This is a genomic window from Xanthobacter variabilis (genome assembly GCF_043831965.2).
Classification (GTDB): domain Bacteria; phylum Pseudomonadota; class Alphaproteobacteria; order Rhizobiales; family Xanthobacteraceae; genus Xanthobacter.
In genome coordinates this window covers 327774-349940 of record NZ_CM195533.1, presented here as the reverse complement: position 1 = coordinate 349940, position 22167 = coordinate 327774, and the positions used below count along the sequence as shown (strand labels likewise).

Here is a 22167-nt window from a genome sequence, read left to right as displayed (position 1 = left end):
GCGCTCCGCCACTGCGGCGCGTGTCAGTCGCGTTCCGAATCGCCGTCCGCCTGCGACGCCGCGTGGGGCAATCCGTGCTCCTGGCGCAGATGATGGGCGATCCACGCCAGATCCGGATCGGCCAGCCCCAGCTCCTCAAGGGAGCTGACGGTCGAGAACACGTAATCCGCGTTGGGGCCGGACTTGCCGTGGGAGCGCTTCACCAGCGCGAGTTGCTGCTCCCGCGTGAGCGCGCCCGCATATTGCGCGTGGCCGCGATTGACCAGATAGGCCGTGGCCGGCGCCGCGCGCCGCGTCCCGTCCAACAGCTGCACCCGGCGCACGCATTCGCGATAGACGCCTGAAATCTGCTCGCGGGCCGTCAGATACGCGTGGGTCTCGGCCCACCGTTCGGCGCTGACCCGGTAGGCAATGCCACGGCACGACCCACCCAGTTCCAGCCCCAGCACCAGCCCGGGCGCCTCCGGGGTGCCGCGATGGTGGAAGGAATAGACGCAGAGCGAGCGGTGGGCCCCGATCAGCCGGGCCTCGCAGCGCTCGGCGAAGGCAAAGCCCGGGTTCCACATCAGCGACCCGTAGGCGAACACCCAGCGGTCGTGGCCAGCTCCGTCATCTTCCGTCATGATCGGCGCGGATATCCTTGGCGTTGACAGATCCCTTCCGCCGTCGCCTAACAGCGCCCGGCGTCCGCCGCAAGCGCGGCGATGCCGATTCGCACTGCACCCGCCCTGCCGCCCACGGAGAAGGATGCGCATGCCCGCCGCAGACGCCCCCGCCAAGCGCCTGACCTCACGCTTCGTCATCGTGCCCGTGGTGCTCATGCTGCTGCTGGCGGTGATCTGGAGCGGCGTCTGGGTCTACGCGGCCAATCGCGCCGAACATGAGATTGACGCTTGGGTGGATCGCGAGGCCCGGCTCGGGCGCATCTGGAATTGCGCGGATCGTCGCCTCGCGGGCTTCCCCTTCCGCTTCGAGCTGGTGTGCATGGAGCCGAGCCTGGAAACCCGCGGCGGAGAGCCCATGCGGGTGACGGCGGTGGCAGCCCATGCGGTGGCGCAGATCTGGGCGCCCAACCACATCGTTTCCGAATTCACGCCGCCCGCGCGGGTGGAGAACCGGGCCACCGGGCAGTCCTACGCCGCCACCTGGAGCCTGCTGCAGATGAGCGGCGTCGGCGATCTCAGCGGCCAGCCGGAACGCTTCTCCCTTTCCGTGCATGATCCGCGGATCGAGGAACCGGCGGACACGTCGGGTCGTTCCCTGCTTTCCGCGCGTCTTCTGGAATTCCACGTGCGCCGCGTGCCGGCGGCCTCCGGGCCGGACGGGTTGGAATATGCAGCCGGCATCACCGGCGGGGAGAGCGCCATTTTGTCGGAGGCGGGCAGCCCTGGCCCGGTGGATGTATCCCTGCAAGGCCTCGTGTCGGCAGCGGCGGACCTGCGGCCCATGCCGGTGGCGCAGCGCCTGAGGGCGTGGGCTGCGGCCGGCGGCGTGGCGCGGCTCGACCGTTTCGCCATCACCACCCCGCAGGTGGTGGCCTCCGCGAAGGGGGCGTTGTCGCTGGATCCCGTGGGGCGGCTTAATGGCAATCTGGATCTCGGCTTTGCCGGGCTCAATGACCTGATGAAGCAGCTCGACCAGGCCGGAGTGGTGCCGCCGGAGCTCTCGCCCGTGGTGGGGGCCCTCGCCATGGTCGGCAAGCCTGCCGAGGTGGAGGGGCGCAAGGGTGTCACCTTCGCGGTAACCTTCAAGTCCGGCAGCCTCAGGCTTGGGGGCTTCCCGGTGGGCAACCTGCCGCCGGCCTTCTGAGGCAGGGCGGAGTCCGATTGGCAGTCTTCGTCTCGGCTTGAGCGCGGGGACCGGTGGGGACCGGTCGCGTTTCTGTGCCTGTGTGCTGCACGCGGCGTGTTACGGGGCTGGCCGGACGGCTAGAAGACGCGCTCGCCCCTCACCAGCACCTGCCGGACCACAGGCGTGCCCTCCACCATGTGAAAGCGCGTGATGTCGGCGCGCAGACCGGGGGCGAGGCGGCCGCGATCGGCAAGGCCGGCCATGCGCGCCGGCGCGGATGTCACCAGTGCCAGCGCATCCCACAGCGGCAGACCCTGCCGGAAGTGAAGCGCGGTCGCCGCCTGCAGCAGGCTGGCGGGCACGTAATCGGAGGCCAGCGCGTCAAGCAGGCCCTCGGCCACCAGATCCTTCATGGCCACTCCGTTGGAGTGGGAGCCGCCGCGCACCACGTTGGGCGCGCCGCCAATGGTGGTGAGGCCGGCGGCGTGGGCGGAGCGCGCCGCCACCACGGTGGTGGGAAACTCGCTGATGGTGCAGCCCGCGTCCCGCGCCAGCTCCACATGCTCCGGCGTTGTGTCATCATGGCTGGCGCGGATGATGGAGGTGCCACGCAGCAGGTCCGAGAGCGGGCCGAAATTGAGCCCCACCGAGGCGCGGCCGCGGGCAGCGCGGGTTTCGATCTCCGCCTCCGCCTCGGCGGCGGTCTTGCCGATGCCCAAAAGGAAGCCGCGCAGGCTCTCCACATTGCGCCACTGCCGCGCACCGGGCGTGTGATCCATGAGGGAGGCAAGGGCCACTTTCGGCCGTTCCAGGGCCGGCGTGGCCAGGCTCATCAGGTCCGGATCCGTCATCTCGCAGCGCAGATGAATGCGATGATCGGCGCGGAACAGGTCCGCCCCGTCCTCCACCGCGTCGAGCATGACGGTGAACAGCTCGCGCCGCTCCATCTTGGCCTGGTCGAAGCCGCCGGCGCAGATGGCGTCGAACACGGTGGTGATGCCGCTGGCCACCACCTGCCCGTCATGGGCCAGGGCGGCGGCCCGCGCGTCGGGCCAGAACACCTTGGGGCGCGGGACGAAGTGGCTTTCCAGCGCGTCCGTATGCAGGTCGATGAGGCCGGGGCAGATGAAGTCGCCCGCGCAGTCCACCGCCGCAGCCATGTGGCTGCGGCCTTCCTCGACAGCGCTGATGAAGCCGTCGCGCACCACCAGCGTACCCTCGACGACGCGGTCGTCCAGGACAAGGCGGGCATGGGTGAGGACGGATTCCATCACGACTCCGGATGCGTGCTGTCGGGGCAGGGGATATCCCGCCCTGACAGAAATGGGTGACAGCGCCGTGACGCCGAGGGCCTCTCTTGGCGCATTTCAGCGCTTTATGAAATGGGGCAGGGGCTCCCGTTCGTGGCGCGGGCGCGCCTTCCTCACACGGAATGGCGCGCCCGAAAACACCCTAGTTGCTGGCGGCCGCCGGTGTCGTGGCCGGCTTGGGCGCGATGACCTGGTAGAGCTGGAAGCGCTCACCCTCATAGACCATCTTCAGCCGGTCGGGATCGGGATTGGGCGCGCCGCGCTCGGTGAACAGCAGGTAGACATAATCGAAATGCTGGGGCCACAGGTCCCAGTAGCGGGGGCCGTCGGGGGTGGATTCCTCCTCGGTCAGCAGCAGCTGTTCCACCAAAGGCGGGGTGCCGTCCTCGGTGTCCACATGGTCGCGATAGGGGGTGTGCACGCGCAGGATCTGCTTGCCCTTCACCGCGAAGGCGGTGGTGACGAGGCTTGAGCGCTCGATAATGGCGAGACAGGCGGCATGCACCAGGCCAAGGTCACGCGGGTCGTTGCCGCCCTGCGCGTCCGCATAGGCCACCAGCACCCGCGAGCCGGGGTGGATGAGGCTGATGGACTTGTCGAAATTCGTCGTCCACTGGGTGAGGCGGTTCCACACCATCTGCACCTCGCCCACGCGTACGGCCAGCAGCACGATGAGCACCACCATGAAACCGCGCTGGGCCAGACGGTGGCGCAGATCCACCTGGATGGTGGCCAGCACCATGAAGGCGATGGCGATGGGCAGGCGCTGGTCCGCGAGATAGGAAGCGAACACCACGCGCGGCATGGCGAGATAGACCGCGCCCGACACCACCAGCAGCGGCACCAGCAGCGGGCTGGTGCGCAGCAGCCGGTGCTGAATGGCCCAGGCCGCCGCCAGCACCACCACCGCGGTGAGCACGAAGGCGACGATGTCGTAATAGACGTTGATGACAAACTCGACGCCCTGGAGCTTGCCCTGGGGCTCCCAGATATTCTGGGTCGACAGGCCCCAGGTGGGGCTGGCGATGAGCATGGGCACCATCACCAGGAACGGCAGGCCCGAGGCGACGAAATCCACCAGACGCGGCACCAGCGGCGTGTTGCGCCGCGTGAACAGGCGCCCCAGCTCGAACGAGAGAATGCCGATGCCGTAAACGCCGGCGGCGAACAGGTGGCAGAAGAACAGGGCCACAACGAACGCCGTGGACACCGCGTAGCGCGCCGGCCAGGGCCTGTCGCGCAGCAGGCTCCAGAAGGCGAGGGCGAACAGCGCAAGCCCGATGCCGAAATAATAGTTCATCACGCCAACGAGGAAGATGGCGTTGTAGAGCAGCGGGAAGGCGAGCAGGGGAATGGCCGACCAGCTGCCGAACAGGGCCCGGTGCAAGGTCAGCGTGCCGCCCGTGATGAGGGCGAAGCACATGAGCGTGTAGATCTCGCCCGCCAGATAGATGTTCGTGAACCGGTCGATGATGGGAACGACCATGTCCATCATCAGGTTCGGCAGGATGGACCAATCCAGGAAATAGAAGCGGGCCAAATCCTTGTCGTGGGGCAGCGCGGCGATGATGTGCATGCGCGCCAGGTGGTTTACATAGTCCGACAGGGGTGGAATGGGGTGCGTGAGGATCGGGATGGCGGCGATCGCCAGGCACACCACGAACAGCACCGCGATGAGGCCGCGCGACAGGTCATGGGGGCGCCGGGGCGGCAGGCGCAGGCCGGCGGAAGGTGCCTTCGGGGTCGGAGACTGGGTCTGGGCGGACATGGAGGGGTTCTGCCTGAGGATGCCCGCCCTGAAGCGTGCATGCTTGGGTTGAATGCGTGAGCGGCGATGGTCTCGAACAGCGGCGGTCTCGGCACCCGGTGGACACGCCGTGCGGCGTGCTCTTCGCACCTCGATTGTGGTGCGCCGGAGGCTCCTTATCATCACGTTTTCGCGAGCGGTGGAATGACCCTCCCGTCACCTGTCAACAGCGGCACGCGCCCTTCCCCGGCGGCGACGAACGGGCTATGAGGGCGCCGTTCCAGGGACCGGCGCCGGCACCCGCCCGCAGGTCCCTCAAAAGCCCCTCGGGCTGACCCGCTTGAGCGAGATCTCCATGACCGAGACCGTCCTGTCCCCCATCGCGGAAGCGCAGCTCCAGGCTGAAGTCCTGGCCAAGGCGCTGCCTCACATGCAGCGCTATGACGACACCATCATCGTGGTGAAGTACGGCGGCCACGCCATGGGCGACGAGGAAGTGGCCCGCCACTTCGCGCGCGACATCGTGCTTCTGGAGCAGGCCGGGGTGAACCCGGTCGTGGTGCACGGCGGCGGCCCGCAGATCGGCGCCATGCTGACGAAGCTCGGCATCAAGTCCGAGTTCGCGGCCGGCCTGCGCGTGACCGACAAGGCCACCGTCGAGATCGTGGAGATGGTGCTTGCGGGCTCCATCAACAAGCAGATCGTGGGCTTCATCAATGAGGCCGGCGGCAAGGCCATCGGCCTGTGCGGCAAGGATGGCAACATGGTGCGCGCCCGCAAGGCCAGCCGCACCGTGGTCGATCCCGGGAGCAAGATCGAGCAGGTGGTGGACCTCGGCTTCGTGGGCGAGCCCGACACCGTGGACACCATGGTGCTGGACCAGATCCTCGGCCGCGACCTGGTGCCGGTGCTGGCGCCGGTGGCGGCGGCCGTGGATGGCGGCACCTATAATGTGAATGCCGACACCTTCGCCGGCGCCATTGCCGGCGCGCTCGGCGCCAAGCGCCTGCTGATGCTGACCGACGTGCCCGGCGTGTTGGACAAGAACAAGCAGCTCATCCCCAAGCTCACCATCGCCGAGGCGCACGCGCTGATCGCCGACGGCACCATTTCCGGCGGCATGATCCCCAAGGTGGAAACCTGCATCTATGCCCTGGAAAAGGGCGTGGAAGGCGTGGTCATCCTCGACGGCAAGGTGCCCCACGCGGTGCTGGTGGAGCTTCTCACCGACCACGGCGCCGGCACCCTCATCACCCGCTGACGACAAAGGCCCGGAAGCGGTGTTTCCGGGCCTTTCATGTTTCGCGCGCGAACTCCACTGCGGAAGCCTGCCGCGCCGAAGCGCCGCCGGCGCCGCGCCTCACCGGCTCGGCAGGGTGCTGGCGCCGGGGCCGAGGGCGCGCTGCATCAGAACGGTGTCGATCCAGCGCCCCAGCTTGAAACCGGTGGCGGGCAGGGTGCCGATGGGCGCGAAGCCGCAGGCGCGGTGCAGGGCGATGGAGCCTTCATTGCCACTATCGCCGATGACGGCCACCATCTGCCGGAAGTCGCGCGCCTCGCACTCAATGATCAGGGCCTCCAGCAGGGCCTTGCCGATGCCACGGCCGTGCATGGTCTCGTCCACATAGACCGAGTTCTCCACCGTGTTCAGATAGGCGACGCGGGGGCGGAAGGCGCTGGCATAGGCATAGCCCACCACCTGTCCGTTCTCTTCCATCACCAGGAAGGGATAGCCTGCGGCGATGATGGCCTGCTGGCGGCGCGCCATCTCCTCCGGCCCGGGCGGGTCGATCTCGAAGGAGGCGGTGCCGGCCAGCACGGCGGCGTCATAGATGGCAGCGATGGCGGGGCTGTCTTCGGGAGTGGCTGGGCGGATCGGCATGGACCTGTCTTCCACAAAGCTGCGAGGGATGCAGAGGCGCTGAAGCGCGCCTGTGGCGATAGACGCGCCCGCCTCTGGCGCCGGTCCGCCGATTCGGCCTCGCACGGACAGCACGCACAACCCTCTTATGCTCCTTGAGCGTGGCGCGAAAGCGCCATCGGCTACCGGCCTCCCGCCGGGGCGTGGGGGCGGGTGCCGCCGCACCCTCCAGGCAAAAGAAAACCCCGGCCGAAGCCGGGGTTTCCAAATCGCGCAATCCTGGAATGCGTCAGTCGTTGCCGCGGTTCCCGAAGAGCTGGAGCAGCATCATGAACAGGTTGATGAAGTCCAGATAGAGGGTGAGCGCGCCCATGATGGCCTTCTTGCCCATCACCGCCACGTCGTCGCCCTCGAAATACATCTCCTTGATGCGCTGGGTGTCGTAAGCGGTGAGGCCCGCGAACACCAGCACGCCCACCACGGACACGATGAACTGAAGCATCGAGGAGCCGAGGAAGATGTTCACCAGCGAGGCGATGATGATGCCGAACAGGCCCATCATCAGGAACGTGCCCATGCCGGAGAGGTCCTTCTGCGTGGTGTAGCCGTAAAGGCTCAGCGCGCCGAAGGAAGCCGCGGTGATGAAGAACACCCGGACGATGCTCTCATGGGTGTAGACGAGGAAGATGGTGGCCAGCGACACGCCCACCAGGCCCGCATAGACCCAGAAGGTGATCTGCGCGGCCGCGACGCTCATCCGCTCCACACGGAAGCTCAGGAAGAATACCGCAGCCAGCGGCGCCAGCATCACCACCCACTTCAGCGGGCTCACGAACAAAGCGTAGCCGAGCTGGGTGAGCATGATGCCGCCCTTCACCTGGCCCACGGCAAGGCTCGGGTCGGTGGTGACGGACAGCATGTAGATGCCGAGCGCGGCGGCGCCCGTAATGGCAAGGCCCAGCGTCATGTAATTGTACACGCTGAGCATGTACGAACGCAGCCCCTGGTCGATCGCGGCCTGCGAGCGTGCCACCGACGGGTTCCAACGCCCGGCGACGTTGCGATCATAATCGGACATCGTCGTTCCCCTTCAAGAAACTCTTAAAACCCTTTGCCGGCGCCAAAGCGCACCTGCGGGTTCGTGCGTCAATATGGTTGGTTCCGCATAGGGCGGCAAGACGATGGAAGATGAAATTTACGCAAGGTCACTCTAGGTCAGGTGCCCATGGAGACGTATTGCCGCTGACAGGCGCCGGGCAACTTCCGCTATAGTTGCAGGAAGGCCGGGACAATCGGGCATGGCGCAGGGGCAGGGCAGGGGCAGTGGTCCAGGCCTGCGAGCGGCGGGGCGTTCGCATGATCGTTCGCCCTCCTCCCCGTATCAACCAATAAGAGTAATTTCATCGACGGCAATCGCCTGCCTTGTGGCGGCGGGATTGGGCCTTGGGCCCCGCGAGGCGCGGGCCGGGGCCTGGACGTTCGCGGCCGGCTCGGGCCAGGTGATCCTGCAGAGCTCCGCCGTGTCGTCGTCCTCCGAGTTCGGTCCCTCCTCCCGCCTTTATGACAGCCGCCCCTATGACAAGGTGGAGGTGACGCTCGTCTTTGAATACGGCATCGCCGATTGGCTGACGCTGATTGTCGCGCCCCAATATCTGTCGGTGAACCTTGGGGACCCCGACCCCGCCTCCTATTCGGGCCTCGGCTACACGGATGCCGGGGTGCGGGTGCGCCTGTGGCAGGAGCAGGGGCAAGAGCAGGGGCTTGTGGTTTCCGCCCAGGTGGTCGGGCGCCTGTCCGGCACCGGCGATTCCTCCAGCGCGGCCGCGGTGGGATATGAGGATGGGGAGCTGGACCTGCGGCTGCTGGCGGGCTTCTCGTTCACCCTGTGGGACATGCCGGCCTATGTGGACCTGCAGCTGGCCCAGCGCATGCGCTTCGGCGATCCGCCCGACGAGCTGCATGCGGACCTCACTCTGGGCGTGCGCTTCGCGGAGCGCTGGCAGGGGCTGGTGCAGTCCTTCAACGTGCTCTCCGAGGGGGCGGGAGAGGGGCCCTATTTCGATGTCTCCTATGAGTATTACAAGCTGCAGCTCGGCGTGGCCTATGACTGGAGCCAGGCCATGACCCTTCAGGCCGCGGTGGTGAGCACCTGGCTGGCCCGCAACGCGCCGCAGGAAAACGGACTGGTGCTGAGCGCGCTCTACCGGTTCTGAAGGGCGGCCGTCGCGCGGCGGTCAATCTTCCTGGAGCAGCCGGCGGCCCAGGCGCGCCGTGCCCAGCAGGCCAGGCGCGGCATGGGTCACCACATGAACCGGCACCTGGGCGAGGCGCTCGCCATAGGGCGGGTGATCCTCGAAGGCGGCGCGGAAGGGGCTTTCGGTGAACAGCGGCGCCAAGGCGCGGCCGAGCCCGCCGCCCACATACACCCCGCCCAGCGCCTCAAAGGCCAAGGTGAGGTCCCCCAGCACCCGGCCGAGCACCCGCAGGAACACCGCGCAGCTTTCCTTTTCGCTCTGCTGCCCGTTCGCCGCAGCCTTGATGATGGCGTGGGAGGAGAGCTGCTCGCCGGTGAGGATGCGGTGCATCCGCACCAGACCACCACCGGACAGGACATGCTCCACCACCACCGGGCCCAGGTCGCGCACCATGTGGGCGATAATGCGGGCCTCGTCCGTGGCCACGGCGCCGAAGCGCATGTGGCCGGCCTCGCTGGGCAGCACGTCATAGCCGCTCTCGCGGGTGAGAATCAGCGCCGTGCCGAAGCCGGTGCCGGGCCCGCACACCAGTCGCGGGCGCCCGGCCGCGGCGCGCCCCACGCCGACCGCGAGCAGATCCTCGCGGCCAAGCTGCGGCACGCCATGGGCGAAGGCGGCGAAATCATTGATGACCTCCACCCGCTTGAGGTCGAAGGCCGCGCCCAAGGCCGAGCGGGAAAAGTGCCAGTCGCGATTGGTGAGGCGGATGTCGTCGCCCTCCACCGGCCCGGCCACCGCCAGCACCGCCGCCCGGGGCGCCTCGCCGGTGAGGTCGTCCAGATAGGCGCCGATCAGCTCCTCCGCGGAGACATAGGAATCATTCGTCTCCACCCGCACGTCGAAGGGCACGCCATCCGCGCCGCTGCGGGCGATGCGGGTTGTGGTGCCGCCGATGTCTGCGATGAGGACGTTGGGGGCCATGGGCGCGATCCGGCTGGGGTGGAAGAAGGAGGGGCGCGCAATCTAGAGCATTTTCCGGAAAAGTGGGCAGCACAGCCTGTGGAGAAGATGCGCCGGCTCAATTTCTTTTCGCAGGGAACGCCGCGTGTGGAGAATTCCACCGCCCCTCGCGCCGGCCCGTCTCTTTTCCGCCTTCAATCTTCGCGAGAAGGACCCGGACACCGGCACCGCCGGAGCTCCATCCCCCCGTGCTGTAAGGTGGCGCGGCTGCCCCACCTGCCGTAAGGTGCAGCAAATATGTGCGCCATCGACCGATGGGGGGTGGCGTGACGGGCGGTGCAGCGTACATAAAGCGGCGAGGCAGCGCATGCGGTGCGGCGGCATCCGGCGCGCGGGCTTCGAGATCGGGCTAAACCAGGCGTGTCGGCAATGGCCGGTACGCCGCAGGCATGGCGAAACGCAGTGATCGATATCTACACGATCATCTTCCTGGCTCTGGCCGTATTCATCTTCATACGGCTGCGCAGCGTGCTGGGTCAGCGCACGGGGCGCGAGCGGCCGCCTTATGATCCCTATTCCCGCGACACCGCTCGCCCACCCCAGCCGGCGCCCGACAATGTGGTGCAGCTGCCCGAGCGCAATACCGCCAATCCCGGCATGCCGCAGCCCGTCGACACGGACGCGGACGCCGACGAGCCGCCGAAATATCGCTGGGACGGCGTCGCCGCCGAGGGCAGCCCCCAGGCCGCGGCACTGGACGAAGTCGCGCGCCGGGAACCTGATTTCGACGCCAAGCACTTCCTCACCGGCGCCAAGGCCGCCTATGAGATGATCGTGACCGCCTTCGCCAATGGCGACCGGCGCAGCCTGAAGGATCTCCTGTCCAAGGAGGTCTACGACGAATTCGCCGCTTCCATCGCCGACCGGGAGAGCCGCGGCGAAACCATGGAATCGCGTTTCGTGGCCATTTCGCGGGCCGATCTGGTGCAGGCGGTGGTGCAGGGGTCGACGGCGAGCCTCACGGTGCGCTTCGTGTCCCAGCTCATCACCGCGACGCGGGGGCGCGACGGCGCCGTGGTCGATGGAGACCCTGAGGCCGTGGCGGATGTGACCGATGTGTGGACCTTCGCCCGCGACCTCGGCTCACGCAATCCCAACTGGAAGCTCGTGGCCACCGAAGCGGCGGAGTGAGGCTGGTATCGTGGTGGCATTCGGCGAGCACGGCGGCAAGGCGCGTCCCGGCGCGCCGCGCCTGAGGACGATGACCTGGGCCCTGGTCCTCATGGGGGTGGTCCTCATGGGGCTGGGCTTTGCGGCCCCCGTGCGAGCGGAGAGCGGCGCGCGGACGCTGATCGGCACCGCGCCGGGGGAAGGCTCGCGGCGGGTGGCCGCCTGCGAGGTGTCCTCCTGGGGGATGGAGCCGATGACGGCGCCGGAGATTGCGGGTGCGCGGCTCATGCCGGTGTCGTTCCCGGAGCTGACGGGCTGGCGGGAGGATGACCACGCGGCCGCATTCAGGGTTTTTCGCGCCAGCTGCGAGGCGCTGAGGCAGCCTTCCAGCGACAGCGGGGCGAGTTCGGCGGACACGCTGCGCGAAGGGCTCCTGCGGGCCTGCGCCGCCGCCGATTCCCTGGCCATCGGCGAGCCCTCCAATGCCCTGGCGCGGCTGTTCTTCGAGCTCAATTTCCGCCCTTACCGGGTGGTGCCCGAGCGGCATCCCGACGCCTTCTTCACCGGCTATTACGAGCCCGAGGTGGAAGGTTCCCTGGTTTCCGGCGACGGCTTCGACATCCCCATTTATGCGCGTCCCTCGGATCTCGTCATGCGGGCCGGCGTCGCCGCCAATGGCGGAGGCGCGGTGCGGATGGAGAACGGGCGCGAGGTGCCCTATTACGACCGGGCCGAGATCGAGGATGGCGCCCTGAAGGGGCGGGGGCTGGAGATCGCCTATCTCAAGGATCCGGTGGACCTGTTCTTCATGCAGATCCAGGGCTCGGCCCGCGTGCGCCTGCGGGACGGGCGCGTGCTGCGCCTGAATTATGACGGCTATAACGGGCGCTCCTATACGCCCGTGGGCAAGCTTCTGATCGAGCGGGGGCTGGTGCCGCGGGACGAGATGTCCATGGATCGGATCCGCGCCTTCATGGAGCAGAATCCGGAGGCCGGTCGCGAGCTGCGGCGCGAGAACCATTCCTTCGTCTTCTTCAAGGCGTTGCCCCTGACCGACAATGACGGTGCCATGGGCGCGCAGGGCGTTCCCCTGACGAGCGAACGTTCCCTCGCGGTGGACCGCAAGCTTTACACCTATGGTTCGCCGGTGTTCGTGGAAGCGGTGCTGCCTCTGTCTGCCCCGCGGCGAGCCGATCCGTTCCAGCGGCTGATGATCGCGCAGGATACCGGCTCGGCCATCGTCGGGCCCGGCCGGGCAGACCTGTTCTTCGGCACGGGTGCCAATGCCGGCTCTGTGGCGGGGCGCATCCGCCACCGTGGGCGCTTCACCCTGCTGGTGCCGCGCTTCTCCGGCCCAGAGGCCCTGGCCGTGGCCTTCCCTGCTGTCAAGGCGTCGCGGGCGCGGGTACCATGAAGGCGCGGGTGGCATGAGCCGTCGCGGCCGTCGCCGGCTGCTGAGCGCGGAGGAGCGGGCGCTCTGGGCCCATGTGGTGCGGGAGGTGAAGCCCCTGAAGCCGCAGCCGGAGGGGGAAGCTCCCACTGCGGCGCCGCTGCCCGAGCCCATACCTGCTCCCCCCTCCGCCCCATCGCCGAATCCGGCGCCGCGTCCGGCGGCCGCCAAGGCCAGCCCCGCGCTTCCCCTAGCGCCGCTGGAGCCGAAGGCCCGCCGCCGCCTCACGCGTGGCGCGGAGGTGGATGCCCGCATCGACCTGCACGGCCTCACCCAAGCCGTCGCCCATCACCGGCTGCGCCTGTTCCTGCTGGAAGCCCAGGCGCTGGGCCACGCGGTGGTGCTGGTGATTACCGGCAAGGGTGATCCGGAGCGGCTTACGGGTGTCCATTTCGGCGAGGGGAGGGGCGTGCTGCGACGCTCCGTGCCGCTATGGCTCGCAGAGCCGGATCTGCGCGGCGTCGTCCTCGGCTTTGAATCGGCAGGCCGGCGCCATGGCGGGGAGGGCGCCCTTTATGTGCGCATCCGCCGCCGGCGCGGGTAGGCGCCCCATCGCCCGCTCTCCCGGGGCTGTGGCCGGCAGACTGGCGCGCCGTGGGCGCGGCTTACGCTAGCGGTGGGCGTGAGGGTCCGCCATCGTCGTGAGGCCAGGGGTATTACTTTCCGGGGAGCCTGCGAGCCCTCCAACGCGCCCCTGGAGGCGCACGTTGCGCGTGGGGCGGCTTCGGTGGACGGACCAACCGGAGACCTCTTCCCTGGCCGCCGCTGCGCGCTCCGCCGCCGCCTCGGAGGCCAACGGGTTGCGCGGGTGGCACACCCGACGATCCCTTCCGACGCCTTTGTCCGCAGGCGGCCTGAGGGAGACGGTCGGGTTGTGCGGCTCCTGTTGCCGTGAGTTGCAATCGGTCCTCATTCAGCCCGCGCGGCGACGTTTGTAGCCTGCCATCACGGTATTCCTCATGCCGCGGCTCCTCGGCCGCTTGCCGGAAGGCCCGGGGCGGGGCAAGGCGTTGGAAATGTGGCCCCACAGCGAGGCAGAGGGCAACACTTCGGAGCGCCGCCAGGCCTTGCATGCCGTCGTCCGCGCCGCCGAGCCGACGCCGGCGGCTTCCTTCACCCGCAGGAGGGGAGGAAGCGGGTCTTTTGCCCGCCATCTCCTTCGGGAATGCCCATCGATCCCGGTCCTTGAGTGGAGCCGGGAGGCGTCAGGGGCGCGCGCAATTGCCGGCTGCACACGGTGCCCTGCCGGCCCATGCGCCGTCGGCCCACGGCCCGGACATCATGTGAAGTCCGCTGCGGCGGGATTCCAGCGTCGCGGACGCCCGTGACGCCTGCAGAGTGGTGGTCAGTGGAGCGCGGCGGAAGGCTTCGGCGCCTGCGCCGGTGGCTGGCGAATGCGGGCGGAGGGGGATTTCCTCCGGACCGCGGCTGGCGTCACGCGACGCCGAGGCGGGGGGCGGGCAGGCGGAAGGTGCGTCCGTCGCCCAGCAGGTGCACCTCGAACCGGCCGCGGGCAAACAGCCCGGCTATGGCGGGCGCGGTCACGTCCAGTCCGCCGGTGAAAGCGCCGAAGGCCGGCAGAATCAGGCGCGTGCCATCGGACACGAAACAGCGCCGCCGCAGGCTGCGTCCGCGCACCACCACCCGCGCCGCCGGATGCAGGTGGCCGCACACTTCGCCCGTCATCGTGTCCGGCCGGTCGGTTGCCGCATGGGGCAAGATCATCCTCCCCGCCTCAGACGCACGGGGCTTCTCCACCGGCGGCACATAAAGCGCCCCCGCCTGCGGCAGTTTGAATTCGCCCGCCGCCGGCTGGTCGCGTTTTTCTGCCTCCGGCTTGTTGCACCTGTCCGCCTCCGGCTTGTTGCGCTCCTCCGGCTCGTGGCACTTTTCCGCCTCCGGCTTGTGGCACCTTTCCGCCTCCGGCTTGTGGCACCTTTCCGCCTCCGGCTCGTGGCGAAAGCGCAGGGGGCCGAGGGCGAGCGTCTCGATGCAGGTGCCGCCGAGATCGTGGGGGGCGGGGTCGTGATTGCCGGCGATCCAGACGAGATCCACCTTTGCCGCAAGGGCGTGGATGCGCATGCGCGCGTCATCGTCCAGGCGTTCGGCGGCCCAGCGGTCGTGCAGGCTGTCGCCGAGGGCGAGGAGCGTGCGCGGCTGGTGGCGGGCGACGAGGCGCTCCAGCCGGTCGAGGGTGTCGCGGGTGTCGAAGGGCGGCAGCATCTGCCCGCGCCGGGCGAAGGCGGAGCCCTTTTCCAGGTGCATGTCGGCCACCACCAGCAGCCGCTCTTCCGCCCAAAACGCCGCCCCCGAGGGGTCGAGCAGAAGCTCGGCGCCGGCGATGCCGATGCTGGTGAGGAGGAGGGCGGCCGAATCGGCACAGGCGTGCATGGCGGCGATTGTGCCCGGCGAAAGGGCAGGGGCAAGGCGGTTCTGCCGCCTTGTCACCCGTCGTGGCGGCGGAGGTGGCCGCTGCTGCACCGAAGCCGCGCGGAGCCGCTCGTCGCCGGGGCGGGCTTGAATTCCTCCGACCGCATGGCCTATGCCGTCGCGGTGGCGCATGGCGCGCCCGCCTCCGGGTTCGCCCCGGGGCTCTCTTCCGCCGTCGACGGATGCTTCCGCCCGCCCCGGCGCCTTTTCGGTCTTCATCCATGGCCTCCCTGGTCCCCGCCACGCCGCCCGCCCTCACCGATTTCCGCCGCATCGTCATCAAGGTGGGCTCCGCTTTGCTGGTGGACCGCGACCGGGGCCGGGTGCGCCTGCCGTGGCTCGTCTCCCTGGTGGAAGACATCGGAACCCTGCACCGGCGCGGTTGCGACGTGATGGTGGTGTCGTCCGGCGCCATCGCCTTGGGGCGCACGGTGCTGCACCTGCCGCCGGGTCCGCTGAAGCTGGAGGACAGCCAGGCCGCCGCCGCCGTGGGCCAGATCGCCCTGGCCCGCACCTGGGCGGAGGCGCTCTCTCACGAGGACATCAATGCCGGCCAGGTGCTGCTGACCCTGGGTGATACCGAGGAGCGGCGGCGCTACCTGAACGCCCGTTCCACCCTAGGCCGGCTGATGGACCTGCGCGCCGTGCCCATCATCAACGAGAACGATACCGTCGCCACCTCCGAGATCCGCTACGGCGACAATGACCGTCTGGCGGCGCGGGTCGCGACCATGGCGAGCGCGGACCTGCTGGTGCTGCTCTCCGACATTGACGGGCTCTACACCGCCCCGCCGGCCAAGGATCCGGATGCCCAGCACATTCCCGTGGTGCCGCGCATTACCGCCGAGATCGAGGCCATGGCCGGCGCGGCCGGTTCTGAGCTTTCGCGCGGGGGCATGCGCACCAAGATCGAGGCCGGCAAGATCGCCACTTCCGCCGGGACTCACATGGTGATCGCCACCGGCCACGTGAAAAATCCCCTGCGGCGCATTCGCGAAGGCGGGCGCTGCACCTGGTTTCTCACCTCCGCCAATCCGGTGCGGGCGCGCAAGAGTTGGATCGCCGGCGCCCTGGAACCCCACGGCACGCTGCACCTGGACGACGGCGCGGTGGCCGCCCTGCGGCGCGGCGCCAGCCTGCTGCCGGCGGGCGTGAAGCGCATCGAAGGCGTGTTCGACCGGGGTGATGCCGTGCTGCTGCGCGGACCCGATGGGGCGGAAGTGGGTCGGGGCCTCGTCGCCTATGATTCCGAGACCGCCCAACGCATCATGGGGCGTTCCACCGTGGAGATCGAGGAGTTGCTCGGTGTCTCCGGCCGCTCGGAGATGGTGCACCGGGACGACATGGCCTTGGGGGTGGAGTGAGGGCATAGCGCCCCTGGCACAGCGCCCCTGGCACAGCGCCCCTGGCATAGCTCCCCTGGGGGCAAAGCTGGGTTGCATGCGCCGGTCTTGCGCGGGGAAGCGCCGGCGCCATGTTTAATGTCGCGCTCGTACCGGCGCCGGTTTCCGGGTGTCGATTTCTCCGGCGGACGTGATACAGAATGCCCGGCGGCCCCTGGAAGGGCCGCAACCCCTTATTTTAGAGAGTGATGCCATGGCCACCGCCTCTGCCGCCAGCATGATCGCCCCCGCTGCCACGCAGCAGGCGTTGCCGCCGGCCGAGCTGGAAGCCGCCATGCTGGGCATGGGCAAGCGCGCCCGCGCGGCCGCCCGCATCCTCGCTTTGGCCGATGCCGACACCAAGACCCGCGCCTTGAACGCGGCGGCCGCCGCCGTGCGGGCCGCATGCGCCGACATCCTCGCTGCCAACGCCTCTGACCTGGCCCGTGCCAAGGCGGAGGGCATGACCGGGTCGTTCCTTGATCGCCTCACCCTCACGCCCGAACGGGTGGAGGCCATGGCCGAGGGTATCGAATCCGTGGCCGGCCTGCCCGATCCCGTGGGCAAGGTGACCGAGCGCTGGACCCGGCCCAACGGCATGATCATCGAGCGGGTGCGCACCCCCCTCGGCGTCATCGGCGTCATCTATGAGAGCCGGCCGAACGTGACGGCCGATGCTGCGGCGCTGTGCGTGCGCTCGGGCAATGCGGTGATCCTGCGGGGCGGTTCGGACAGCCTCGCCTCCTCGGGCGCTATCCACAAGGCGTTCGTGGCCGGCCTGTCCGCCGCCGGGCTGCCGGTGGACGTGGTGCAGTTCGTGAACACGCCCGACCGGGCCGCTGTGGGCCACATGCTGGCCGGCCTGAACGGGACGGTGGACGTGATCGTGCCGCGCGGCGGCAAGAGCCTGGTGGCCCGGGTGCAGAGCGATGCTCGCGTGCCCGTCTTCTCCCATCTTGACGGTATCGTGCACGTCTTCATCGACAAGGCGGCCGACCTCGACATGGCCAAGACCGTGGTGCTGAACGCCAAGATGCGCCGCACCGGCATCTGCGGCGCGGCCGAGACGCTGCTGGTGGACCGGGCCGTGGCGGCCACCCATCTCAAGCCGCTGGTGGAAATGCTCATCGACGCGGGCTGCGCCGTGCGCGGCGACGAGACCGTGCAGGCGGTCGACCCGCGCGTCGAGGCCGCCACCGCCAGCGACTGGGACACCGAATATCTCGACGCCATCCTGGCGGTGAAGGTGGTCGACGGGCTCGATGCCGCCATCGCCCATATCGAGCAGCACGGCTCCCACCACACGGACTGCATCGTGACCCAGGACCAGGCGGCCGCGGATCGCTTCCTGGCGGAGGTGGATTCGGCCATCGTGCTGCACAATGCCTCCACCCAGTTCGCCGATGGCGGCGAGTTCGGCTTCGGCGCCGAGATCGGCATTGCCACCGGCCGCATGCATGCACGCGGGCCGGTGGGGGCCGAGCAGCTCACCTCCTTCAAGTATCGCATCCACGGCTCGGGCCAGACCCGGCCCTGATCCGCGCGACCCACGGAATGTGCCCGTGAGCCCGGCTTCGGCGAGCGCCCTCCTGCCCCAGCCTTCCGCCCCTGCGCTGAGCGGCGGGGCGGGGGATGGGCGTTCGTGCCTGTCGCGCGCCGGAGGCGAGCGGGGGCTGCCCTGCGCCCGCGAGGCCCGGCGCATTCCGTTTGCGACGCCGGGTCTGCGCATCGGCTTGTTCGGCGGCAGCTTCAACCCCGCCCATGAGGCGCATCGCGCGGCGAGCCTGCTCGCCTTGCGGCGGCTGCGGCTGGACCGGGTGTGGTGGCTGGTGACGCCGGGCAATCCGCTGAAGGACAATCGCGAATTGCCCACGCTGGAGGAGCGCATCGCGTTCGCGCGGCGGGTGGCCAACCATCCGCGCATCGATGTCACCGGCTGCGAGGCGGCGCTGGGTGTGCGCTACACCTATGAGACGGTGGCCGCGCTCACGCGGCGCATGCCGAAAGTGCATTTCGTGTGGATCATGGGGGCGGACAATCTGGCCCAGTTCCACCGCTGGCAGCGCTGGCGGGCCATTGCCGGCCGCCTGCCCATGGTGGTGGTGGACCGCATGGGCCAAAGCCTTGCCGCCACGGCCTCTCCGGCTGCCCAGGCGCTGGCGCGCTGGCGGGTGGACGAGAGCGATGCGGGCACGCTGGCCGGGCTTGCCGCACCCGCCTGGCTGTTCCTGCACGGGCTGAAATCTCCCGTTTCTTCAACGGGAATCCGCGCCGCGCGCCGCCGGGAGACCGCGTTGGCAACGGACTGATGCGGGCGACCCTTGAAAATTCGTTGATTTTCCTACATTCTAATGCTTGCGCCCGTGGCAGATGGCCCGGCGCTTTCAACTTGAGAGGATATGGACCCCTGTCCACAATGGCTCCGGCCCACAAGGCCCCGGTCCAGGCGGCCGGCATGGTCACCAGCTCCATGGTGAATGACCAGATGGCGAGTGACCAGATGATGCCGCCGGCCACGATCTCCCCCGCGCCGCCGCAGCCCGAGGAGATCCTCGCCCTCGTCCAGGCCCGCTTGGAAGATGACAAGTCCGAGGACGTCGTCTCCATCGACCTGCGCGGAAAGACCTCCATCGCCGATTTCATGGTGATCGCCTCCGGCCGCTCGCAGCGGCATGTGGGCGCCATCGCCGAGCACCTCCTGGAGGCGCTGAAGGCGGCGGGAATCAAGCAGGTGCGTGTCGAAGGTCAGCCGGCCTGCGACTGGGTGCTGATCGACGCGAACGACGTGATCGTGCACGTCTTCCAGCCCGAGGTGCGCGCCTTCTACAATATCGAGAAGATGTGGTCGGGCACGCCGCGTTCCTGATGGGGATGCGGCGGCTTCAAGGCTGAACGCGCGTGCGCCTGCTCCTCGTCTGTGTCGGCCGGCTGAAAGCCGGGGCCGAGCGCGACCTTGTCGCCCGTTATCTTGAGCGCGCCCGCGCCGCTGGGCGCGCGCAGGGATTCTCCGCTGTGGATATGGTGGAGATTTCCGAATCCGCTGCCCGCCGCGCCGAAGACCGCATGGCGGAGGAGGGGGCGGCGATTCTTGGCGCCGTGCCGCCCGGAGCGGGGCTGATGGTGCTCGATCCGCGCGGCAAAAACGTCTCCAGCGAGGATTTTTCCCGCCGCCTTGGCGCCCTGCGTGACGGCGGAATGCCTGCGCTCGCCCTTGTCATCGGCGGGGCTGACGGGCTTTCGGACGCGGTGCGCGCCCGGGCCGAGCTGCTGCTGGCCTATGGCGCGGCCACTTTTCCCCACCAATTGGTGCGGGTCATGCTGGCGGAGCAGCTCTATCGCGCGGTCACCATCCTCGCCGGCCACCCGTACCACAGGGCGTGAGGCGAAGACGCGACGGCCGGTGGATTGACATCGGCGCCGCCGCCGCTTATCACGCCCGCTCAATCCATCAAGAGAGTGTCGACGAGCCGCGCGGCACGCGCGCCGCGGTCGGCCCGAAGGCGAGTGTCATGAAGATCCGCAATTCCCTCAAGTCGCTGCTCGGTCGTCACCGGGACAACCGTCTGGTGCGCCGCAAGGGCCGCGTCTACATCATCAACAAGACCCAGAAGCGCTACAAGGCCCGCCAGGGCTGAGGCGCCAGCGCGCCAGCGATTCGTCGCCGCAACGTGAAAGGGCGGACGCGGCCAAGGTGCCGCGCCGTCGTTGACGAACACCGCGCGCCGTCCGACACTCCCCTCATGAGTGCCGAGACCATGAGCGCAGAAACCAAGCCCCTCCTTCAGCTGCCTTCCGTTTCGCCCCGCCTTTTCGTGCGGCTGCGCGTGCGGTCGAGGACATTCGTGGGGCTGGCTGCGCTGTCGGCGCTCGTTCTGGGCCTGCTGCTCGCTGTAGCCCCCGCATTCGCTCTCACCAATGATTCCGCTGGCGGATTGGCCGGCCCGGCGCCGGACGCTGCTGCCGCGCCTTCTTCCGATGGGGCGGCCCCCCATGCGCCCCGCAAGGTCCCGAAAGACAAGCGCACCCAGCTTGAAGGCCTGTTCGCGGCGCTGAAGGTGGCGCCCGACGACCGCAGTGCCAAGATCATCGGCGATCGCCTGGAGCAGCTGTTCAACACCACCGACAGCGCCAGCGTGGATCTGCTGATGATCCGCGCCAGCGTGGCGTTCGAGGCCAAGCAATATGATCTCGCCTTGAAGATCCTGGGGCAGGCCATCGAGATCGATCCCGACGACATCGGCGCGCTCTCCAAGCGCGCGACCATCTATTATATGCGCGACGATTATGGAGCGGCGCTGGCCGACATCCGCGAGGTCATTGCCCGCGAGCCGCGCCATTTCGCCATGCTCTACGCCCTCGCTTTGATCCTGCACGACATTGGCGACGACAAGCGCGCGCTGGAAGCCGCCCGCAAGGCGCTGGCGGTCAATCCACGGCTCGATGGCGCCAAGGAGCTCGAAGGACAGCTGACGCTGACCGTTGAGGGGCGGGACATCTAGGCGCCCTTACGGATGTCGGGGAAATGCTCGCGCTGATCGAGGAGACGTGTTCTCTCCCCGTGAGCCGGTGCCCATGTCACCGATAACACGCTAACGGGGCGGGTGCCGCTTCAGTTGGGCTTCGGCCGGAAGTTCGGCGGCGGGGGCGGCGGAAGCGGCGCATGGCCCGTGGGCGTGCGGGTCTGCATGCCTTCGGTGAGCTGCACGGTCCAGGATTTCTGCTCCTGGGTATCCACCTCGAAGAAGCCGGTGCGCTCGAAGCCGCGGGCCAGGCAGTCCTCGGCGCCGCGAATGGTGAACTCCTTTTCCCGGGTGCACATATGGGCCTTGCCGGCCCACTCGCCGCCCTGGTCGTAATCCACCGCATAGAGATAGTAGAAGCGCGCGACTAGGTCGCCGCGCAGCAGGGTTTCGCAGCTGTTGGCGGCGACGTTCCACCAGCCTTCGGTGCTCCAGGTGTCGCCGTCCTTGTAGCCAACGGCCACGCCCACCCGGCTCTGGGTGCGGTTGCACAGGCGGAAGTCGGCGTGCGCGAGGCTGGGGGCGAGCGCCAGGCCGCAGACAAGGGCCAGACGCGCCGTCAGCTTCGCGGGCCGGCTGCGAAAAAATGATGTCCGAGTGATGCGCTTGCGCGCTGTCGGTGGGGCGGGACAACGGAGCATGTCGAGGGCTGTGTGCCTTTCACCGCGCGATCCGTCAATGGCCGGCGGCCCAAGGGGGGCTCACGGGGGGCTCATGGGGGACTCAAGGAGGCTCATGTGGGGGTCAAGGGCGGGCCGGCCGGTGTTTCTCGCCTCCGATCGGGGCAGCAAGGAGGCAAACTTGAGGCAGCGGCACCGGTCGTGCCCCTGCCGCGTGGATAATGGGGATGGTTCCTTGACGCGGGGCGGGCTGGGGGCCTCTATCGTCGCACATCAGATTGAGGAGACCTGCCAGGTGGCGGAAGAAGACATGTCGGATGCCCCCGCGGGCTTCGCCAAGGAACAGCTCAAGTCCTTCATCGAGCGCATCGAGCGCCTCGAGGAGGAGAAGAAGGCCATTTCCGACGACATCAAGGACGTGTTCGCCGAAGCCAAGGCGAACGGTTTCGACGTGAAGGCCCTGCGCACCATCCTGAAGCTCCGCAAGGAGGATGAGGACGAGCGCAAGGAGCACGACGCCATCGTCGAGCTCTACTGCCAGGCGCTCGGCATCTTCATGTGAGCGTGCGCCGCCGGTCGGCTTCGGCCTGCCGGGTGGCTGCCCGGGAACCCGTCCTGCGGTCGTTCCCCATCTCAAAAGGCCCGCTCCAACAGCAGCTCGCCACCAAAGGCTCGCCTCTGTCCAGGGGCGGGCTTTTTTGTATGGGCGGGCGCGCGGTACTCGTACGGCT

The 22167-nt window shown here is 68.6% G+C and carries 22 protein-coding genes; 14 read left to right on the top strand and 8 right to left on the bottom strand.

Annotation, left to right across the window (positions count from 1 at the left end):
• Window positions 1-23: 23 nt before the first annotated feature.
• On the bottom strand, window positions 24-623 hold the full coding sequence (locus tag V5F26_RS01520) for a gamma-glutamylcyclotransferase (protein ID WP_394946760.1): 600 nt from the start codon (window positions 621-623) through the stop codon (window positions 24-26).
• Between the two features lie 130 nt (window positions 624-753).
• On the opposite strand from V5F26_RS01520, the gene V5F26_RS01515 reads away from it, so the two are divergent.
• Complete coding sequence (locus tag V5F26_RS01515; RefSeq protein WP_394946759.1) at window positions 754-1809, top strand: DUF2125 domain-containing protein; 1056 nt, start codon at window positions 754-756, stop codon at window positions 1807-1809.
• 119 nt (window positions 1810-1928) lie between these two features.
• Here V5F26_RS01515 and V5F26_RS01510 read toward each other — a convergent pair whose 3' ends face one another.
• Both V5F26_RS01510 and V5F26_RS01505 read right to left on the bottom strand, forming a co-directional pair.
• On the bottom strand, window positions 1929-3062 hold the full coding sequence (locus V5F26_RS01510) for an alpha-D-ribose 1-methylphosphonate 5-triphosphate diphosphatase (RefSeq protein WP_394946758.1): 1134 nt from the start codon (window positions 3060-3062) through the stop codon (window positions 1929-1931).
• Between the two features lie 181 nt (window positions 3063-3243).
• Window positions 3244-4869 (bottom strand): hypothetical protein, encoded by a 1626-nt coding sequence (locus tag V5F26_RS01505; RefSeq protein WP_394946757.1) that lies wholly within the window; start codon window positions 4867-4869, stop codon window positions 3244-3246.
• A 334-nt stretch (window positions 4870-5203) separates the two neighbouring features.
• Here V5F26_RS01505 and argB point away from each other — a divergent pair, with 334 nt between their 5' ends.
• On the top strand, window positions 5204-6109 hold the full coding sequence (argB, locus tag V5F26_RS01500; RefSeq protein ID WP_234051096.1) for an acetylglutamate kinase: 906 nt from the start codon (window positions 5204-5206) through the stop codon (window positions 6107-6109).
• A 99-nt stretch (window positions 6110-6208) separates the two neighbouring features.
• On the opposite strand, the gene V5F26_RS01495 is transcribed toward argB, so the two are convergent.
• Both V5F26_RS01495 and V5F26_RS01490 read right to left on the bottom strand, forming a co-directional pair.
• A complete protein-coding gene (locus V5F26_RS01495; protein ID WP_394055984.1) occupies window positions 6209-6730 on the bottom strand; it encodes a GNAT family N-acetyltransferase in 522 nt (173 codons plus the stop codon).
• Window positions 6731-6998: 268 nt separating this feature from the next.
• Window positions 6999-7787 (bottom strand): Bax inhibitor-1/YccA family protein, encoded by a 789-nt coding sequence (locus V5F26_RS01490; protein ID WP_234051094.1) that lies wholly within the window; start codon window positions 7785-7787, stop codon window positions 6999-7001.
• 358 nt (window positions 7788-8145) lie between these two features.
• Between V5F26_RS01490 and V5F26_RS01485 the strand changes: the two genes are divergently transcribed.
• Entirely contained in the window at window positions 8146-8922 is a 777-nt protein-coding gene (locus V5F26_RS01485; RefSeq protein ID WP_394055986.1) for a hypothetical protein, read from the top strand.
• A gap of 21 nt (window positions 8923-8943) precedes the next feature.
• Here the strand turns inward: V5F26_RS01485 and V5F26_RS01480 are convergent, their stop codons facing one another.
• A complete protein-coding gene (locus tag V5F26_RS01480; protein WP_394055988.1) occupies window positions 8944-9885 on the bottom strand; it encodes a glucokinase in 942 nt (313 codons plus the stop codon).
• 444 nt (window positions 9886-10329) lie between these two features.
• Between V5F26_RS01480 and V5F26_RS01475 the strand changes: the two genes are divergently transcribed.
• The 3 genes from V5F26_RS01475 to V5F26_RS01465 are packed head-to-tail and all read left to right on the top strand — an operon-like array spanning window position 10330 to window position 13028.
• Entirely contained in the window at window positions 10330-11055 is a 726-nt protein-coding gene (locus V5F26_RS01475; RefSeq protein WP_394056395.1) for a Tim44/TimA family putative adaptor protein, read from the top strand.
• A gap of 10 nt (window positions 11056-11065) precedes the next feature.
• A complete protein-coding gene (gene mltA / locus V5F26_RS01470; RefSeq protein WP_394946756.1) occupies window positions 11066-12448 on the top strand; it encodes a murein transglycosylase A in 1383 nt (460 codons plus the stop codon).
• Between the two features lie 13 nt (window positions 12449-12461).
• Window positions 12462-13028: a Smr/MutS family protein gene (locus V5F26_RS01465; RefSeq protein WP_394946755.1), complete on the top strand. Its 567-nt coding sequence runs from the start codon at window positions 12462-12464 to the stop codon at window positions 13026-13028.
• 890 nt (window positions 13029-13918) lie between these two features.
• Here the strand turns inward: V5F26_RS01465 and pdeM are convergent.
• Window positions 13919-14875 (bottom strand): ligase-associated DNA damage response endonuclease PdeM, encoded by a 957-nt coding sequence (pdeM, locus tag V5F26_RS01460; RefSeq protein ID WP_394946754.1) that lies wholly within the window; start codon window positions 14873-14875, stop codon window positions 13919-13921.
• A gap of 260 nt (window positions 14876-15135) precedes the next feature.
• Between pdeM and proB the strand changes: the two genes are divergently transcribed.
• The 7 genes from proB (at window position 15136) to V5F26_RS01425 (ending at window position 20795) form a co-directional block, all read left to right on the top strand.
• A complete protein-coding gene (gene proB / locus V5F26_RS01455; protein ID WP_394946753.1) occupies window positions 15136-16278 on the top strand; it encodes a glutamate 5-kinase in 1143 nt (380 codons plus the stop codon).
• 256 nt (window positions 16279-16534) lie between these two features.
• A complete protein-coding gene (locus V5F26_RS01450) occupies window positions 16535-17833 on the top strand; it encodes a glutamate-5-semialdehyde dehydrogenase (protein ID WP_234051312.1) in 1299 nt (432 codons plus the stop codon).
• A 136-nt stretch (window positions 17834-17969) separates the two neighbouring features.
• A complete protein-coding gene (locus V5F26_RS01445; RefSeq protein ID WP_234051311.1) occupies window positions 17970-18605 on the top strand; it encodes a nicotinate-nucleotide adenylyltransferase in 636 nt (211 codons plus the stop codon).
• A gap of 191 nt (window positions 18606-18796) precedes the next feature.
• The gene (rsfS, locus tag V5F26_RS01440) at window positions 18797-19162 is read left to right on the top strand and encodes a ribosome silencing factor (protein WP_370640667.1); all 366 of its coding nucleotides are present in this window, start codon (window positions 18797-18799) and stop codon (window positions 19160-19162) included.
• Window positions 19163-19194: 32 nt separating this feature from the next.
• Window positions 19195-19677, top strand: a complete 483-nt coding sequence (gene rlmH, locus V5F26_RS01435; RefSeq protein ID WP_234051087.1) for a 23S rRNA (pseudouridine(1915)-N(3))-methyltransferase RlmH — start codon at window positions 19195-19197, stop codon at window positions 19675-19677.
• A 128-nt stretch (window positions 19678-19805) separates the two neighbouring features.
• Window positions 19806-19931 (top strand): type B 50S ribosomal protein L36, encoded by a 126-nt coding sequence (gene ykgO, locus V5F26_RS01430; RefSeq protein ID WP_012114086.1) that lies wholly within the window; start codon window positions 19806-19808, stop codon window positions 19929-19931.
• A gap of 120 nt (window positions 19932-20051) precedes the next feature.
• Window positions 20052-20795 carry a tetratricopeptide repeat protein gene (locus V5F26_RS01425; protein ID WP_394946752.1) on the top strand — a complete coding sequence of 248 codons (744 nt, stop codon included), beginning with the start codon at window positions 20052-20054 and terminating at the stop codon, window positions 20793-20795.
• Between the two features lie 110 nt (window positions 20796-20905).
• On the opposite strand, the gene V5F26_RS01420 is transcribed toward V5F26_RS01425, so the two are convergent.
• Window positions 20906-21457: a DUF1036 domain-containing protein gene (locus tag V5F26_RS01420; protein ID WP_394946751.1), complete on the bottom strand. Its 552-nt coding sequence runs from the start codon at window positions 21455-21457 to the stop codon at window positions 20906-20908.
• Between the two features lie 289 nt (window positions 21458-21746).
• Here V5F26_RS01420 and V5F26_RS01415 point away from each other — a divergent pair, with 289 nt between their 5' ends.
• On the top strand, window positions 21747-21998 hold the full coding sequence (locus V5F26_RS01415; protein WP_234051084.1) for a DUF2312 domain-containing protein: 252 nt from the start codon (window positions 21747-21749) through the stop codon (window positions 21996-21998).
• Window positions 21999-22167 lie beyond the last annotated feature (169 nt).

What these genes read in the sequence shown, in the direction of transcription:
- V5F26_RS01480 (WP_394055988.1), bottom strand. Translation starts at nt 9,885, where the DNA reads ATGGCCCCCAACGTCCTCATCGCAGACATCGGCGGCACCACAACCCGC.
- V5F26_RS01490 (WP_234051094.1), bottom strand. Translation starts at nt 7,787, where the DNA reads ATGTCCGATTATGATCGCAACGTCGCCGGGCGTTGGAACCCGTCGGTG.
- ykgO (WP_012114086.1), top strand. Translation starts at nt 19,806, where the DNA reads ATGAAGATCCGCAATTCCCTCAAGTCGCTGCTCGGTCGTCACCGGGAC.
- V5F26_RS01515 (WP_394946759.1), top strand. Translation starts at nt 754, where the DNA reads ATGCCCGCCGCAGACGCCCCCGCCAAGCGCCTGACCTCACGCTTCGTC.
- V5F26_RS01510 (WP_394946758.1), bottom strand. Translation starts at nt 3,062, where the DNA reads ATGGAATCCGTCCTCACCCATGCCCGCCTTGTCCTGGACGACCGCGTC.
- proB (WP_394946753.1), top strand. Translation starts at nt 15,136, where the DNA reads ATGGCCTCCCTGGTCCCCGCCACGCCGCCCGCCCTCACCGATTTCCGC.
- V5F26_RS01415 (WP_234051084.1), top strand. Translation starts at nt 21,747, where the DNA reads ATGTCGGATGCCCCCGCGGGCTTCGCCAAGGAACAGCTCAAGTCCTTC.
- rsfS (WP_370640667.1), top strand. Translation starts at nt 18,797, where the DNA reads ATGATGCCGCCGGCCACGATCTCCCCCGCGCCGCCGCAGCCCGAGGAG.
- V5F26_RS01465 (WP_394946755.1), top strand. Translation starts at nt 12,462, where the DNA reads ATGAGCCGTCGCGGCCGTCGCCGGCTGCTGAGCGCGGAGGAGCGGGCG.
- V5F26_RS01450 (WP_234051312.1), top strand. Translation starts at nt 16,535, where the DNA reads ATGATCGCCCCCGCTGCCACGCAGCAGGCGTTGCCGCCGGCCGAGCTG.
- V5F26_RS01425 (WP_394946752.1), top strand. Translation starts at nt 20,052, where the DNA reads ATGAGCGCAGAAACCAAGCCCCTCCTTCAGCTGCCTTCCGTTTCGCCC.
- V5F26_RS01505 (WP_394946757.1), bottom strand. Translation starts at nt 4,869, where the DNA reads ATGTCCGCCCAGACCCAGTCTCCGACCCCGAAGGCACCTTCCGCCGGC.
- V5F26_RS01520 (WP_394946760.1), bottom strand. Translation starts at nt 623, where the DNA reads ATGACGGAAGATGACGGAGCTGGCCACGACCGCTGGGTGTTCGCCTAC.
- pdeM (WP_394946754.1), bottom strand. Translation starts at nt 14,875, where the DNA reads ATGCACGCCTGTGCCGATTCGGCCGCCCTCCTCCTCACCAGCATCGGC.
- V5F26_RS01495 (WP_394055984.1), bottom strand. Translation starts at nt 6,730, where the DNA reads ATGCCGATCCGCCCAGCCACTCCCGAAGACAGCCCCGCCATCGCTGCC.
- argB (WP_234051096.1), top strand. Translation starts at nt 5,204, where the DNA reads ATGACCGAGACCGTCCTGTCCCCCATCGCGGAAGCGCAGCTCCAGGCT.
- V5F26_RS01420 (WP_394946751.1), bottom strand. Translation starts at nt 21,457, where the DNA reads ATGCTCCGTTGTCCCGCCCCACCGACAGCGCGCAAGCGCATCACTCGG.